The organism is Rhizobium sp. MHM7A (assembly GCF_005862215.1).
Classification (GTDB): domain Bacteria; phylum Pseudomonadota; class Alphaproteobacteria; order Rhizobiales; family Rhizobiaceae; genus Rhizobium; species Rhizobium bangladeshense.
The window spans coordinates 135,894-150,601 of sequence record NZ_VCHT01000012.1; the positions used below are offsets into that span (position 1 = coordinate 135,894).

Annotated in this window: 13 protein-coding genes; 8 read left to right on the forward strand and 5 right to left on the reverse strand. The window is 59.4% G+C overall.

From position 1 onward, the window contains the following. Nucleotides 1-266 precede the first annotated feature (266 nt). Nucleotides 267-1,472, reverse strand: coding sequence for an MFS transporter (locus FFR93_RS30150; protein ID WP_171049277.1), 1,206 nt, complete (start codon nt 1,470-1,472; stop codon nt 267-269). A gap of 338 nt (nt 1,473-1,810) precedes the next feature. On the opposite strand from FFR93_RS30150, the gene FFR93_RS30155 reads away from it, so the two are divergent. From FFR93_RS30155 to FFR93_RS30180, 6 genes are all read left to right on the forward strand, one after another. Further along, nucleotides 1,811-2,263, forward strand: coding sequence for a helix-turn-helix transcriptional regulator (locus FFR93_RS30155; RefSeq protein ID WP_064710377.1), 453 nt, complete (start codon nt 1,811-1,813; stop codon nt 2,261-2,263). Between the two features lie 397 nt (nt 2,264-2,660). Next, the gene (repA, locus tag FFR93_RS30160) at nt 2,661-3,875 is read left to right on the forward strand and encodes a plasmid partitioning protein RepA (RefSeq protein ID WP_138395865.1); all 1,215 of its coding nucleotides are present in this window, start codon (nt 2,661-2,663) and stop codon (nt 3,873-3,875) included. 42 nt (nt 3,876-3,917) lie between these two features. Then, nucleotides 3,918-4,967, forward strand: coding sequence for a plasmid partitioning protein RepB (gene repB / locus FFR93_RS30165; protein ID WP_138395866.1), 1,050 nt, complete (start codon nt 3,918-3,920; stop codon nt 4,965-4,967). 149 nt (nt 4,968-5,116) lie between these two features. Then, on the forward strand, nt 5,117-6,409 hold the full coding sequence (gene repC, locus FFR93_RS30170; RefSeq protein WP_138395867.1) for a plasmid replication protein RepC: 1,293 nt from the start codon (nt 5,117-5,119) through the stop codon (nt 6,407-6,409). Nucleotides 6,410-6,683: 274 nt separating this feature from the next. After that, the gene (locus tag FFR93_RS30175) at nt 6,684-7,250 is read left to right on the forward strand and encodes a sugar transferase (RefSeq protein ID WP_138395932.1); all 567 of its coding nucleotides are present in this window, start codon (nt 6,684-6,686) and stop codon (nt 7,248-7,250) included. A gap of 123 nt (nt 7,251-7,373) precedes the next feature. Continuing rightward, entirely contained in the window at nt 7,374-9,368 is a 1,995-nt protein-coding gene (locus FFR93_RS30180) for a nucleoside-diphosphate sugar epimerase/dehydratase (RefSeq protein WP_138395868.1), read from the forward strand. 9 nt (nt 9,369-9,377) lie between these two features. On the opposite strand, the gene FFR93_RS30185 is transcribed toward FFR93_RS30180, so the two are convergent. The 3 genes from FFR93_RS30185 to FFR93_RS30195 form a co-directional block, all read right to left on the reverse strand. Beyond that, a complete protein-coding gene (locus tag FFR93_RS30185; protein WP_138395869.1) occupies nt 9,378-10,652 on the reverse strand; it encodes an O-antigen ligase family protein in 1,275 nt (424 codons plus the stop codon). Between the two features lie 338 nt (nt 10,653-10,990). Further along, on the reverse strand, nt 10,991-11,239 hold the full coding sequence (locus FFR93_RS30190; protein ID WP_138395870.1) for a hypothetical protein: 249 nt from the start codon (nt 11,237-11,239) through the stop codon (nt 10,991-10,993). A gap of 38 nt (nt 11,240-11,277) precedes the next feature. Further along, nucleotides 11,278-11,682: a DUF2934 domain-containing protein gene (locus FFR93_RS30195; RefSeq protein WP_138395871.1), complete on the reverse strand. Its 405-nt coding sequence runs from the start codon at nt 11,680-11,682 to the stop codon at nt 11,278-11,280. A gap of 189 nt (nt 11,683-11,871) precedes the next feature. Between FFR93_RS30195 and FFR93_RS30200 the strand changes: the two genes are divergently transcribed. Beyond that, on the forward strand, nt 11,872-12,594 hold the full coding sequence (locus FFR93_RS30200; RefSeq protein ID WP_138395872.1) for a GntR family transcriptional regulator: 723 nt from the start codon (nt 11,872-11,874) through the stop codon (nt 12,592-12,594). 43 nt (nt 12,595-12,637) lie between these two features. Then, nucleotides 12,638-13,825, forward strand: a complete 1,188-nt coding sequence (uxuA, locus tag FFR93_RS30205; RefSeq protein WP_138395873.1) for a mannonate dehydratase — start codon at nt 12,638-12,640, stop codon at nt 13,823-13,825. A 12-nt stretch (nt 13,826-13,837) separates the two neighbouring features. Here uxuA and FFR93_RS30210 read toward each other — a convergent pair whose 3' ends face one another. Next, nucleotides 13,838-14,704, reverse strand: a complete 867-nt coding sequence (locus tag FFR93_RS30210) for an aldose 1-epimerase family protein (protein ID WP_138395874.1) — start codon at nt 14,702-14,704, stop codon at nt 13,838-13,840. Nucleotides 14,705-14,708: the final 4 nt, after the last annotated feature.

Sequence of the window (14,708 nt, forward strand, 5' to 3'; positions counted from 1 at the left end):
GGGCGAAGCAAGAATGTCTGATGTTAAGGAAAGGTCGGGAAAACTCTTGCCCCGCCATCGAAGCCGGCAGCATAAATTTCCATCAAATTTATGGATTAATTGCGGCTTATAAGCACCCTCTCATAAAGGACAGCCTCCGCGGCGCCGTTTTCAACCACGGCGGCCTCTTCACTCGGCAGCGACAAGCGCTTGAACGGAAGAGAAGCGACAGCTCACCGATCACTTCTCCGATCCGCTTCGAAAGCGGGCTATCACGGGCATAGGCCTCAGGCCGATTTCTGCTTCGGGATTCGCGGCAGGAAGACCGTCAGCAAGCCGAGCAGCGGCAGGTAGGAGCAGATGCGGTAAACGAAGGCAATACCGTGAGTGTCGGCAAAATCGCCGAGCAGCGCAGCACCTAGCCCGCCTGCCCCGAAGGCAAAGCCGAAAAATACGCCGGCGATCAGCCCGACGCGGCCAGGCACTAGCTCCTGCGCGAATACAACTATCGCGGAAAAGGCGGACGCGAAGACAAGACCGATGACGATGCTGAGCACGCCGGTCCAGAAAAGGTTGGCATAGGGCAGCAGCAAGGCGAAGGGAATAACGCCGAGGATCGAAAACCAGATGACGAAACGGGCACCGAAGCGATCGCCTATCGGCCCGCCGAGGAAGGTGCCGACGGCGACCGAGCCGAGGAACAGGAAAAGCATCAGCTGCGCCTGCTGCACGCTGAGTTCAAACCTGTCGATGACATAGAAGGTGAAGTAGCTCGACACGCTCGCCATGTAGACGTTTTTCGTCGCCGTCAGCAGCACCAGGATCAGCAGTGCCCAGACGACCCGGTTCTGCGGCAGCGGCAGAATTCGGCTGACGGCGGGTCTGCTGGCGTTTTGACGCCTGTGGTTCATATACCAGCTGCCTACCCAGCTCAGCACGAGCATGCCGACCATGGCGATGACAGAAAGCCAGGAGACGCTATGCTGCCCGAGTGGCAAGACGATGAAGGCGGCGAGCAGCGGACCGATCGCCTGGCCGGCATTGCCGCCGACCTGGAAAAAGGACTGTGCGAAACCGTGGCGGCCGCCGGATGCAAGACGGGCCACCCGCGAGGCTTCCGGATGGAAGACGGCCGAGCCAAAGCCAATCAGGCTGGCCGCGACCAGCAGCAGCGCGAAACTGCCGGCATTGCCGAGCAGAATGAGACCGCAAAAGGTACTCGCCATGCCGATCGGCAGGGAATAGGGCATCGGCCAGCGATCGGTGACAATGCCGACCGCCGGCTGCAGCAGAGACGCGGTGACCTGGAACGTCATGGTCAGAAGGCCGATCTGCACAAAATCGAGATCGTAGTTCGCCTTGAACAGTGGGTAGAGCGAGGCGAGCAGCGACTGCATGATGTCGTTAAGCATGTGGCAGAAGCTGACCGCGACCAGAACAGACATGGTTGTCTTTTCGAAACGGGGTGCGCCCTCGGCAACCGTTGCCATCATATCTCTCCTGCACAGGCACGATCTGTGCCGCGTCGTTTCAATGGATTATGGGCGATCGGGGCTGGCGAGACTGTCGAGCGGCGGTCGCTGCGAAACATTTAACGCAAGCCTGGCAAGAATCACCAGCCCGGTTTGGCCACGATCGGTACGGCTTTTGTTTGATTTGTCCCGTCGACCGCTCTTGCGGCGGTGGCCATCTGTCGGATGGGGGTTTTCATATCACAGTCAGCCGGCATCATCGCATATGTGCTATGCTATATGAAAACAGCCATGGAAAACTGCTTACAGGGATACTACAGCTGCGCTGATGTAAATCCGATCGAGGCTGAAAACACGCGATGAATGTCAAGACACCGAATGCCATAGACAGCTACGTCGGCGCGCGTATCAGAACACGCCGACAGTTGCTTGGAATGAGCCAGGAGCGGCTTGCCGAGCAGATCGGGGTGACCTTTCAGCAAGTTCAGAAATACGAAAAGGGCATCAATCGCATCGGCGCGAGCCGTCTGCAGCGAATAGCCGAAGTCCTTCACACCTCACCGAGCTTCTTCTTCGAGCAGAACGAGTCCGAGCCCTTGAGCCTGCAGGGGTTGGATCTGCCGGAGAATGCCGATCCGGTCGCTCAATTCCTGCGAACGAAAGAGGGATTGGTGCTTAACCGCGCATTTCTGAAGATTGCCGATCGCGATATTCGTGAGACGATCATCGCATTGGTGAAAGCGATGGCGCAAGCGGAAAGCGGCCTGACATTGACTTCGATGACAGATGTCAACCGTCGGCCTCTCGAGTAACTGGCAGGCCGACTGTTCTCGTGGGAGCTGAGGCTTGATTGATCTGGCAAGTCGCGGTTAGTCGACCAGACCCGCGCGCCTTACCGTTGCGCGCCTGAGGCTCAAACCACGCTGAGGAGCTGGCGCCTCGCGGCTGCGGCTTGCTACAGGGCGCTTTGCACGCCCGACATTTTCGATTCGGATTATTATGTCGCCTGATCTCGTCGATTCGGACCGTGAATGTGCGATTAGCGCACCGGGCCGGCGACACGAACGCCCTCGCAAGCGCTTGAAATAGATTGGGACAACCTCCTGATAGGATCTTGTTAACCCTATTTGCCTTGCCACTCCTCCAGAATCGGGGCTAAATGCGGTTTCACGGCGCGTAGAGCTTTTAAATCGCATTTTCGAGATTTCCATGAATATTGCAACGCAAATAGAAAAAGCAATTTCCGACGTCGACCAGCTGATCATTGGGCAGGCGCAGGAACTATCCGACAAGCTGAAGCAGCATCGGCTCGAAATGTTTCCGCCGCGCGCGCTGAAGGGTCTGCGGGAATTTCAGCTTGCCGAAGTGGCGCGGTTTCTAGGCGTGACCAGCGGCTATCTTCGAAATCTCTCGCTCGAGGGCAAGGGTGCCCTCCCCCAGGTTACGCCGTCTGGCCGCCGTTCGTACACGGCGGAGCAGATGGAAGAGATGCGCAGCTTCCTCGAGCAGAATGCCCGCGCCGGAACGCATTACATGCGTCACCGCCGCGGCCGCGAACATCTGCAGGTCGTTGCCGTCGTCAACTTCAAGGGCGGCAGCGGCAAGACGACGAGTGCCGCGCATCTTGCCCAGCATCTCGCCCTGACCGGCCACCGCGTCCTTGCCGTTGACCTCGATCCGCAGGCGTCTCTTTCCGCCATACACGGTTTTCAGCCGGAGTTCGACGTCAACGAAAATGAGACACTCTACGCCGCCATTCGCTACGACGATCGGCGGCGGCCGCTGCGGGATGTCATCCGGCCGACCAATTTCCCGAACCTTCACCTTGTGCCGGGCAATCTCGAGCTGATGGAGTTCGAACACGACACGCCGCGGGTCCTCGCGCAGGGCAAAGCGGGCGATTATGGGCGCGTTTTCTTCGCGCGGTTGGACGAGGCTCTGGCTTCGGTCGCCGAGGATTACGACGTCGTCATCATCGACTGTCCTCCCCAGCTCGGCTTTTTGACCATGAGCGCCATTTGTGGCGCGACGGCGGTTCTGATCACCGTCCATCCGCAGATGCTCGATGTGATGTCGATGTGCCAGTTCCTGCAAATGCTTGGCGAAGTGCTGAACACGCTGAAGGGAGCCGGCGGCAACATGAACCTCGACTGGCTGCGTTATCTCGTAACCCGTTACGATCCGCAGGACGGACCGCAGACGCAGATGGTCGCCTTCATGCGCTCGATGTTCAAAAGTCACGTGCTCACCAATCCGATGCTGCGCAGTGTTGCGATCTCCGACGCCGCGATGACCAACCAGACACTTTATGAGGTCGAGCGAAGTCAGTTTACCCGCGCGACCTATGACCGTGCCATGGAGGCCATGGAAGCGGTCAATACGGAAATCGTTGATCTCATCCATAAGGCATGGGGCCGGAAATGAGCGGGAAGTTTACTGCGGTAAACCGGGGCAAGGAGCTGGCTGATGGCGCGTAAAAATCTTCTGTCGGGCCTGATGGATGATTCCAAGAAGTTTACTGCGGTAAACAACGAGGATGAGCCAGCCCATCGCGACGAGAAACAGCATATCACCTATAAGGGGATTGGCGCGCTCGGTGCCGTCACCCGCAGCATCGATGCCCTGGCTGCCAAGGCCGATGCCGCCAGGGCGATCGAGGAGCAGTTGGCGAGCGGCGAGACAGTGGTCGATCTCGACCCGGCGCTGATCGAGGATTCTTTCGTGACCGACCGGTTGGCGCATGCCGACGAACAGTTCCGCGAGTTGGTCGAGGCGATCCGCCTGCGCGGCCAGGATTCGCCGATCCTCGTGCGCCCGCATCCCGAGAAGGATGGCCGATACCAGATCGCTTTTGGCCATCGTCGCGCCCGGGCTGCAAAGGAACTCGGCCGGCCTGTTCGGGCGGTGGTCAAGAAACTCGACGATCGCGACCACGTCATTGCGCAGGGCCAGGAGAATTCGGCACGCGCCGATCTCTCCTTCATCGAGAGGACGATGTTCGCCGACAAGCTCGATACGCTGGGTTTCGACAGGGAAACGATCATGTCGGCACTCAGTGCCGACAAGACGACGGTGTCGAAGATGCTGTCGGTCACGAAGCGGATTCCAGCCGAAGTCCTGAGCGCAATCGGCGCAGCCAAGACCACCGGCCGCGATCGCTGGCATGATCTTTCGGTGAAATTCGAGACGGAAAACATCACCGCCCGGGCGATCGAGTTCACCAGATCGGTGGAGTTCGAGACGGCAGAGCCGGACGCTCGCTTCGACATGCTCGTCGCCTTCATTAACAGGAAGCAACAGACCTCGTTCGCCACCGCGAATCCGCCCTCTGCTCGCGCCTGGCAGCGCAAGGACGGAGCCGTCAAGGCGAAGATCAAGGATGACGGGAAACAATTCACCATCGCGCTGAAGGCGGAGAAGGCGTCTGCCTTTGGCGCCTACATCGCCAGCAATCTGGATCGTCTCTACGAGGCGTTCGAGAAGACACAGGATTTGACGAAGAACGGAGATCAATAAGCAAAAGAAAAGGCCCCCGAACGTTGCCGTCGCGGAAGCCCTCTCTGATCTAGACACCCAGAGAATCACATTTCCGCGAATCATAGTCAAGAGTCTTTGGCACCGAATTTGGTGAGCTGTGATCTTTTGCCTTGAAGAAGGCGAAGAAAATGGAAAGCGGAAGTGTGACGACGCCATTCGGGCGGCGGCCGATGACGTTTGGCATGTTGGCAAGCCAGGCGGTTGCGCGAAAGATCGAGCCCGGCCGATCGATTGATAAATGGAAACTCTATCGCGCCCTGTGTGAAGCCAGGCCGCTGCTCGGCATTACCGACCGGGCGCTCTCCATCCTGAACGCCTTGCTGAGCTTTTATCCCAAGGGAGAGCTCTGCGAGGACAACGGGCTGGTCGTTTTTCCCTCCAATGCGCAGCTTTCTCTTCGCGCGCATGGCATGGCGGAGCAGACAATCCGTCGCCACTTGGCCGCATTGATCGAGGCCGGATTGCTGATCCGCAAGGACAGCCCGAACGGCAAGCGTTATGCCCGCCGGGAGCAGGGCGGGGAGATCGGTGAGGCATTTGGCTTCTCGCTGGCGCCGCTGCTCGCGCGCGCTGACGAGGTCGAGAGGCTCGCGGCGGAGGTGGCTGCCGAACGGTTGCAACTGCAGCGGCTCAAGGAGCGCCTGACGCTCTGCCGGCGCGACATCGCCAAGCTGATCGAGATGGCCGTGGAAGAGGGGGCCCCCGGCGATTGGAGTGGCTATCATCTGCATTTCCGGAGTGCGGTCGAACAGCTGCCGCGGTCGCCATCCGCGACGGAGGCCGCCGCCGCGCTCGACGAACTGGAACTGCTGCGCGAGGAGATCATCAATCAGTTGGAAATGCAGGTTAAAGCTCAAAATCAAAGCGGCAATGCCCAACATTCTGAGCGGCACATACAGAATTCAAATCCACATTCCATTACTGAACTTGAACCAAGCTTCGGAACGAAGCAGGGCGCAACGGCGGATAATCGATCGGAAGGTTGGGCCGAACCGATGGGCCGAACAGCGACCCAGGAAGGGAGGGGCGGGCCTGTGCCGGCTGAAAGCTCAGCCTCGACTGCTAGCGGCGGACTCAAATCCTTCCCGCTGGGCCTAGTGCTGCAGGCATGCCCCGAGATCGGCGCTTATGGACCGCAGGGCTCGGTGGGCACATGGCGCGATCTGATGGCGGCGGCTGTTGTCGTTCGCTCGATGCTCGGAGTCAGCCCCTCGGCCTATGAACAGGCCTGCGAAGTGATGGGCCCTGAAACCGCCGCTACCGTCATGGCCTGCGTGCTCGAAAGGGCAGGGCACATCAATTCCGCCGGCGGTTACCTCCGTGACCTGACCCGTCGCGCCGAAAGAGGCGAATTTGCCATCGGACCGATGTTGATGGCGCTTGCCCGTGCCAATTCGCCGATCAGGGGCAAGACAGGATAAAATTCCATACTGCTGTTCGCAGCGAGGTTATGGTTAACGGAAAGTGACGGAAACAAACCGGCAGATAACTTCTGATTAACATCTTCTTCCTTTGAGATCAAAGGCCTATAAGTCTCAGTTGGCGAGGCGAGGGCAGGATTTGATCGATGCTCGGCCGGGCGGGGTCCATGAAGAAACGGCGCCGGATGGAGTTGACGCGAAACGCCTTTTTGACGATACGGCGCGGTGGCATATGGCGGAATCCGCTGGTGGGGCAATGGAAGACATGCGGGGAATGGGGTTGAAAAGGGCGGTGGACTTTTTCCTGGCATTGGTCGTGTCGGTCATTCTGCTCGTCCCGATCCTTTTAGTCGCGGTTAGTGTCCGATTAACGTCGCCGGGACCGACCCTCTACTGGTCAAAACGTATCGGACGTTTCAATCAGATCTTTCTGATGCCGAAATTCCGCAGCATGCGCGTCGACACGCCGACGGTCGCGACACATCTGCTCGAAAACCCCGATCGGTTTCTGACGCCCATCGGTTCGTTTCTGCGCAAATCCAGCCTCGACGAATTGCCCCAGCTCTGGTGCATCCTTGCTGGCAAAATGAGTTTCGTCGGCCCACGCCCGGCGCTCTACAACCAGTATGATTTGATCGAGTTGCGGACGGCCCGCGGCGTAGACAAACTCCTGCCCGGATTGACCGGATGGGCGCAGATCAACGGGCGTGACGAATTGCCGATTCCGGAGAAGGTGAAATTCGATGCCGAATATCTTGAGCGGCGCTCGATCGGTTTCGACATGCGCATCCTGTTTCTGACGGCCGAGAAGGTAATCCGCCGTAGGGGAATAAAGCATTAAGTTACCTACTTCTGATAGATAAGCGGTGCGGAAGACTTTGATTTCCGATTATTTCAGTTGCGCTCGTTGTAGAAAATGACAAGAAGGTGGTTGTCTGATTGATCCGCGAGACGCTGGGAAGCAATGCCTGAAAATACCCCCACTGAGACGCCACGCTCAGCATGGTTCTTAGTGCCGATGCAGGCACTCGTCGCCCCTCTGCTGGCGATGCCGCGTGCTGCCAAGCGCGCGCTCGCCCTGATGGTGGATTCCAGTCTTTGTGTCCTGACGATCTGGTTGGCTTATTGCTTCCGTCTGAACGAATGGACGGTCCTAACCGGCGTGCAGTGGCTGCCGGTCTTCGTTTCCTTGTGCATGGCCCTTCCGATCTTCATCGTCATGGGCATGTATCGGGCGATCTTCCGTTATGCCAACATGGCCGCTTTTATTGCCGTTCTAAAGGCGATCGCGATCTACGGCGTCGCCTTCATGACGATATTCACGGCGCTCAGCGTCCCGGGCGTTCCGAGAACCGTCGGCATTCTCCAGCCCTTCCTGCTGCTGATCGCGATCGGTCTGTCACGGTTGGGCATCCGTTATTGGCTCGGCGATACCTATCAGCGCATCCTGCACCAGAATACGCTCGACAAGGTGCTGATCTATGGGGCAGGAAATGCCGGACGGCAACTCGCCGGCGCTCTGACGAACAGCGCCGAACTCAATGTCATCGGTTATCTTGATGATGATCCCCGCCTTAAGGGCGGCATCATGGGCGGTCTGCCGATCTATGACCCGTCGGATCTTCCGGTGCTTGCCGAAGCGCTTGGCGTGCACAACGTGCTTCTTGCTCTTCCCTCCACATCGCGGCAGCGGCGCAATGAAATCCTCGAACGCATCCGCAAAGCCAGGGTGAATGTTCGAACATTGCCGGATCTCACCGCGCTTGCTCAGGGGCGTGTCGCCGTTTCCGACATACGCGAGCTGGAGATCGAGGACCTGCTGGGAAGGGAAGCGGTTGCACCGCGGCAGGAACTGCTCGACAAGGCGATGCGCAACAAGGTGGTGATGGTCACGGGCGCCGGCGGCTCGATCGGCGGCGAACTGTGCCGGCAGATCCTGCGCAATGCGCCTTCGAGCCTTATCCTCTTAGATCAGAACGAGTTTGCGCTTTATAATATTCATGCCGAATTGTTGAAGCTGGCCGAGCTTTACGAGCAGGAAAGCCTGCAGATCGTCCCGATCCTCTGTTCTGTCCGCGATCAGGATCGCATGGAACATATCATGCAGAGCTGGCGACCGCAGACGCTCTATCACGCCGCGGCTTACAAGCATGTTCCTCTCGTCGAACACAATGCCGTGGAAGGCATCAAGAACAATGTTATGGGAACGCTGATCACCGCGCGTGCGGCGAGCAAATGCGGCGTCTCCAATTTCGTGCTGATCAGCACGGACAAAGCCGTGCGCCCGACGAATGTGATGGGCGCCAGCAAAAGGCTGGCGGAGATGGTTCTGCAGGCGCTTGCGGCAGAACCGGCCAATGACAGGGCACGGACAAGTTTCTCCATGGTCCGCTTCGGAAACGTCCTCGGCTCCTCCGGATCCGTCGTGCCGCTGTTCCGGCAGCAGATCAAGGAAGGCGGTCCCGTTACCCTGACACATCCGAAAATAACCCGCTATTTCATGACGATTTCGGAGGCCTCGCAACTTGTCATTCAGGCAGGCGCCATGGCCGAGGGCGGGGATGTTTTCCTGCTCGATATGGGCGAGCCCGTTCGCATTGCGGATCTTGCCCGCAAGATGGTCGAGCTTTCCGGATTGACCGTCCGCGACGAGGATAATCCCGAGGGGGACATCGAGCTTTCCGTTACCGGCCTGAGGCCCGGCGAGAAGCTTTATGAAGAACTGTTGATCGGGGATAACCCTGAGACAACCGAACATCCTCGGATCATGAAGGCGCGCGAGGACTTCCTGCTCTGGCCGGAGCTTTCGAAGAAGCTCAACTCGCTCAATGCGGCCTTGGATCGAAACGATATGGTCGCGGCGCGCGCGACCTTGGCAGAACTTGTTTCCGGCTATTCTTCAACAGGTGAGGTTTCGGATCTGGCATTCACCGGTGCCGAAACCAATACGGCGGCCTGAAGCGCAGGCTCAGCTTCGGACCACGGGCGCAAAGCGTGTGCTGCCCCGATCCGCGCAAATAAGGGCGACCATATAGGCGAAGATCGGATCCAGTGCCTTTTGGTTGAACATGATGCCGAAGCTGCCAGTAATAATGTAGCTGCTGGTGAGCAGAAGAGCGAGCGCCATGGCTAGGTCCCGGCTAGGGCCGGGTTCCTTTTTCCACGCGGCGATCACAGGCGTCAGGAGCAGCAGCGAAAGCGCCGCGATTCCGACAAGGCCGGCGTCAATGCCTGCTGTGAGAAAGCCGTTATGGACATGCGAATAGGGCAACTGCTGCCTTATGCCCTCAGGGACCTCCGCCAAGACTGCAGTCATCCGGTTTTGCGGACCATAGCCGGTCAACGGATCCTTGGTGATTGCAGATAGCGCGCCTTTGTAGAGAGCGACCCGCGCACTCAGCGAGGTGATGTCGCCATGGGCGCTTTCGAGTGCTGACAGATTGTCCTGGAGTTCACGGACGCGATAGACAACCTGGTCGCTGCCCAGGGCGAGAAGCCCCAACAATAGGACAGAACCGGTTATAGCGAGGCTGCGCAGACTGAATTGAAAGCGGTGTTTTGGAAAATACCAGAGAAAGATGACGAGTTGGACGGGGATGACCAGCCAGGCCGAACGCGTTCCGGAGAGCAGCGCGCAGCCTAGCCCCGCAGCATACCCCAATATCGCGATTTTTTGCTCCATGCTTTTGGGGGATTGAATGTTGAGCAGCGCGACGCCGCCGAAAAGAATGCCGATAACGCCCAGCAGTGCCGCGTTCGAGGTTCCCGCCTCTGCCCTGGGCATCAGAAACAGGACCTGAAGCAGGCTGAAAAGAAAAGTAACGATCATGCCGAGACCCGCGCCGAGGATAAAGAGCGACACAAGGCGGCCATCGGGAGATTGACGCATACGCGGCAAAATCAGCCAGATCGAAAAGAAAGGTAGGAGTCGGAAAATCCAGTCCAGTTCTTCGGAGAAAGGCGGATTGACGAATATGCTGACGATCATCACCACCGGGTAGATCGTCATGCAAATGGCAACCACTCGGTCGGACTTCGATAACTTCAGAGGAAAGCGGGCCCTCGCCAGACAATAGAGCCCCGATACCATCGACCCAAGGAGGATAAAGGAGTTAAAGTTGGGCGAAAGGCCGGGCAGGATCGCAAAGAGAAAGACCGCAATGCCGTTGGTTCGATCAAGCGCGCTTCCAGCCCCGTTACCGGGATGAAGCACCGCAATCACGAGTTGCCTGAAATAATTCACTATGCTGGTCCTGAGGTGTCGCTGATGCAGCCTCGCTAAGGACCGTTGTCACCACTGTCAAGCCGTGAACGTGGCCGGAACTCGCGCTTTTGTTACTGTCGTATTCCGGCAACAGCAAACCCCGATGCATTGCTCGACGATGGGCGGTAACGCCCTGCAATAGAAAAGCTGCTCCGATCAGAAAACACGTTTGAGGTGCGAGCTGCTGAGAAGATGGTCATCGAGGCGCATCTCCAGAGGGAACGCGCTTCGAGCACAGGGTCTGGTTCTTTCATTATTCCGACCGGGCCGATTTTGAACAGCGATATTCAGTCACGCCAGCCACTTCGTTAGTGCCGCTATCGCCAGAGGCGAGCCGAGCTTTCCAGCGATGATCGACCAAGGAGATAGCCGAACCCGAACGCCGCAAGACCGACCGTGAGCAACAATGCGCTTGCGGTGTGCGGGTGGTTTCTGGCCCCGGTGGTGACTGCATAGACTTCGCGTTTCAGCCCGCTGGCCGCAGACTGGGCAACTTTCGCCAGTCCTTCCGGCGGCTCGACGGGTGTGCCGGTGAATCCGGCGTCCAAATCTCGTTTATCGACCATCTCGGGACCTTTCCTGAATTGCCTCAAAAGGCTGAATTTCAATCCTGCTCGCGTGTGCCGGGTGAGGCTTCGCGTTGATCAGCGTCTTCGAGATCCGTCTTGACGAGGAAAGCGTCGCTATGTTCGCGCAAGGCCTCTCGCACCGCCTCCAGCCGGGGAGGATTGTCTGCGTCGCCATACCGCGCATCAAGCTCCTGCTCCGCGCGGGTCCAGTGATCCCAATGCTTGCCCTCCGGCCTGTCTTCCTTCTCCCACAGCGCATATGCTCTTTTGCGGATCTCCGCCTCGCGGGCAGCAGCCGAAGAATCGATGCGCTGTCCGTCGGCTTCGCCTGTCGCTTGCCGCGCCATCTTCCCTTTGCGCGCACCGGTTGGGGATGACTCCTCCAGCCGCGTGGCATCGGCCGTGCTTTCATTTTTCTTGCGTCGTTCCGGGTTCTTCATCGGCGGCTCCTTGCTTGGATCTCAACCAATTCGGCTGTTCTAAGTTCCAACATGGAGCCTGGATCAGAATTGAAGGACGCTGTTAACGACGACGAACTTCGGAATTTTGCTCTATCGCCCCACACGCCTTGGCAACGCGCCTCGGCTGATATACTAGTATGCCAGAACTCGATCATTCCGGGTATTGCTATGCGGCAGGCCTCAGAAACCGAAGCGCTCGCGGTCTCGATTTCGCAGGAAGTCGGTCGCAAGTTGCGCCGTGTCACAACGGCAGGCGCCATCTACGAGCGTCTCTATGCCGACATCGTTTCGCTCAGGATGGCGCCTGGACTGTTGCTGCAGGAAAAGCGGATCGCCGAGGACTTCGGCGTGAGCCGTACGCCCGTCCGCGAGGCGCTGCTCAGGCTCTCTGAAGGCGGGCTGGTCGACATCTATCCGCAGTCAGGCACCGTCGTATCGCGTGTGCCGGTCGCGGCGATCCCCGAGGCGGTGGTCGTGCGCAAGGCTCTCGAGGGCGCGACCGTCGAGACTGCGGCCCAAACCGCCACCGCTGCCGATATCGCCGTTCTGGACGCCATCATCGGCCGGCAACGGTCGCATGCCGCTGTCGGCAACGTCTCGAACTTCCACGAGGAGGACGAGGCCTTTCATGAGGCGATCGCGCAGATATCAGGCTATCCCGGCATTTGGGCGATTCTGAAGACGGTAAAGGTGCAGATCGACCGGGCGCGGCGGCTGGCGCTGCCGGCGCTGGGGCGCATGGACAATGTTGTGTGCGAACATACGGCCATTCGCGACGCGCTCGCCTCCCATGATGCTGCGGCTGCGCGCGCCGCGATGATCCATCACTTGAGCGCGGTCATTCCCGACGTCAACGAACTGCGCTTGCGCTACCCCGATTATTTCTGCTGACGGCAGGCCAAACACGAAGCGAAAGGCGAGGAAAGGATTAAGCATGCGACAAGGTTGGAGATGGTTCGGGCCGGAAGCACCGGTGACGCTCGATGAAGTCCGTCAAACGGGCGCGACCAACATCGTCTCGTCTCTGCATCAGGTGCCGATCGGCAGGGCCTGGACGGAAAGGGAAGTGCGCGAACGCCAGTCCCTGATCGAGACGACGCCGGCCGATCGCTCGCCGCTCGTCTGGTCGGTCGTCGAAAGCATTCCGATCCCCGATGCCGTCAAGCGCAAGGGCGGAGAGGCGAAGGCTGAAATCGAGGCGTGGATCGCCAGCCTCGAAGCGGTCGCCGCCTGCCGTATTCCGATTGTCTGCTATAATTTCATGCCTGTGGTGGACTGGACCCGCACCGAACTCGATTTCGTGACGCCGACCGGGGCCACCGCCATGCGCTTCGATCACGAGCGTTTTGCGGCCTTCGATCTTTTCATTCTGGAACGGCCGGATGCGGCACGACACTATTCCGATGAGGATCGCGAACGGGCGCGCGCTGTCTTCGAGGCGATGTCGGAGGAGGAGATCGCCGAGATCACCCGTATCATCACCTCGGCTTTGCCGGGCTCGACCACTGAACCTCTGACAATTCCGGCTTTCCGGGAAAAGCTTGTCGCTTATAGCGGCATCGATGCCGCAAGGTTGCGCCGGCATCTGATCGAATTCCTGGAGGCGGTGACGCCGGCCGCCGAAGCACGCGGCGTCAAGCTGACACTGCATCCCGACGATCCGCCGCGGTCGCTGTTCGGCTTGCCGCGCATCGCCTCGACGGCCGATGATTATGCCGCTCTCTTCGATGCGGTGCCATCGGAGGCGAATGGCATGTGCTATTGCACCGGCAGCCTCGGCGTGCGCGCCGATAACGACCTGCCGGCGATCGCCCGCCGTTTTGCCTCGCGTATCCATTTTGCCCATCTGCGCGCTACGACGCGAGAGGGCGATGGCCGAACATTTCATGAAAGCGCGCATCTGGAGGGCGATGTCGACATGGTTGCGGTTCTCAGGGAACTTGTCGCCGAAGACCGCCGCCGCGGTGCTCAGGATACCATCGTCTTCCGCTCGGACCATGGCCACCGCATGCTCGACGATCTCAACAAAACAGTCACGCCCGGCTACCCCGCTATTGGCCGCATGCGCGGGCTCGCCGAGCTTCGCGGCATCCTGCATGCGCTGGACGCTCCGCCGAACTGAGGGCGCGGACCGTTAGAGGATCTCGACGGTAAAGGCGAAGCGCGTGGCCGCGCCAGGCGCTAATATGTTGGTGTACGGCCGCCGCGACAGCTCGCTCGACGCTCCAGCTTCAGCGGCCGTTCCGTGCCATGGCTCGACACAGATGAAGGGCGCGCCTGGTTTCGTCCATAGGGCAAGATTGGGCAGGTTTTTGAAATGGAACCGCAAATTAGGTCCGCCTTCGGCGCCGTAGCGCAGTCCTTCGCCCGCGCCTTTCGGGAAGATCATTGCATCCTGGTCGAACATGGCATGATCCAGCACCAGCCGGCCTTTGTCGAAGGGTGAAGATAGCGGCGCCGGATTGATGAGGCCGCTCTCCAGCCGCACGAGCTCGGGCTCACCCTGATTGTCGAGCGTGATGGTGTGGGCGCGCCGGGAAGCAGCAGGCAGCGGCCAGGCGAAGGCCGGGTGGAAGCCGAAGCCGAACGGCATCGCCTTCTGATCGCGGTTGCTGACCTCGGCAGTGACGGTCAAAGCGCGACCCTCGACCGCGTGTTCCACGGCAAGCAGAAACTCGAACGGGTAGACCGCCCGTGTGGCCGAGGAGGCGACAAGCTCGTGCCGGCAGGTCGTTGCCGTGGAGGTTGCGAGGGCGAATTCGCTGCGCCGGGCAAACCCGTGCTGAGCCAACGGATAGACCGTGCCGTCGATTGCGACTTGGTCGTCCGGAGCCTTGCCGACGATCGGAAACAGGATCGGTGAGCGCCCTGTCCAGAAGGTCGCGTCGCCCGTCCACAACCAGGAGCGTCCGTCGTTGGTGGTGAGTGCTTGCATCTCTGCGCCGAGGGAAGAGACGTCGACGGTGAGATCCTGATTGCCGATCCGGATTGAGCTTGGCATCGCA

Coding starts and splice junctions, on each gene's coding strand:
- FFR93_RS30150 (WP_171049277.1), bottom strand. CDS start 1,472: ATGATGGCAACGGTTGCCGAGGGCGCACCCCGTTTCGAAAAGACAACC.
- FFR93_RS30155 (WP_064710377.1), top strand. CDS start 1,811: ATGAATGTCAAGACACCGAATGCCATAGACAGCTACGTCGGCGCGCGT.
- repA (WP_138395865.1), top strand. CDS start 2,661: ATGAATATTGCAACGCAAATAGAAAAAGCAATTTCCGACGTCGACCAG.
- repB (WP_138395866.1), top strand. CDS start 3,918: ATGGCGCGTAAAAATCTTCTGTCGGGCCTGATGGATGATTCCAAGAAG.
- repC (WP_138395867.1), top strand. CDS start 5,117: ATGGAAAGCGGAAGTGTGACGACGCCATTCGGGCGGCGGCCGATGACG.
- FFR93_RS30175 (WP_138395932.1), top strand. CDS start 6,684: ATGGGGTTGAAAAGGGCGGTGGACTTTTTCCTGGCATTGGTCGTGTCG.
- FFR93_RS30180 (WP_138395868.1), top strand. CDS start 7,374: ATGCCTGAAAATACCCCCACTGAGACGCCACGCTCAGCATGGTTCTTA.
- FFR93_RS30190 (WP_138395870.1), bottom strand. CDS start 11,239: ATGGTCGATAAACGAGATTTGGACGCCGGATTCACCGGCACACCCGTC.
- FFR93_RS30195 (WP_138395871.1), bottom strand. CDS start 11,682: ATGAAGAACCCGGAACGACGCAAGAAAAATGAAAGCACGGCCGATGCC.
- FFR93_RS30200 (WP_138395872.1), top strand. CDS start 11,872: ATGCGGCAGGCCTCAGAAACCGAAGCGCTCGCGGTCTCGATTTCGCAG.
- uxuA (WP_138395873.1), top strand. CDS start 12,638: ATGCGACAAGGTTGGAGATGGTTCGGGCCGGAAGCACCGGTGACGCTC.
- FFR93_RS30210 (WP_138395874.1), bottom strand. CDS start 14,704: ATGCCAAGCTCAATCCGGATCGGCAATCAGGATCTCACCGTCGACGTC.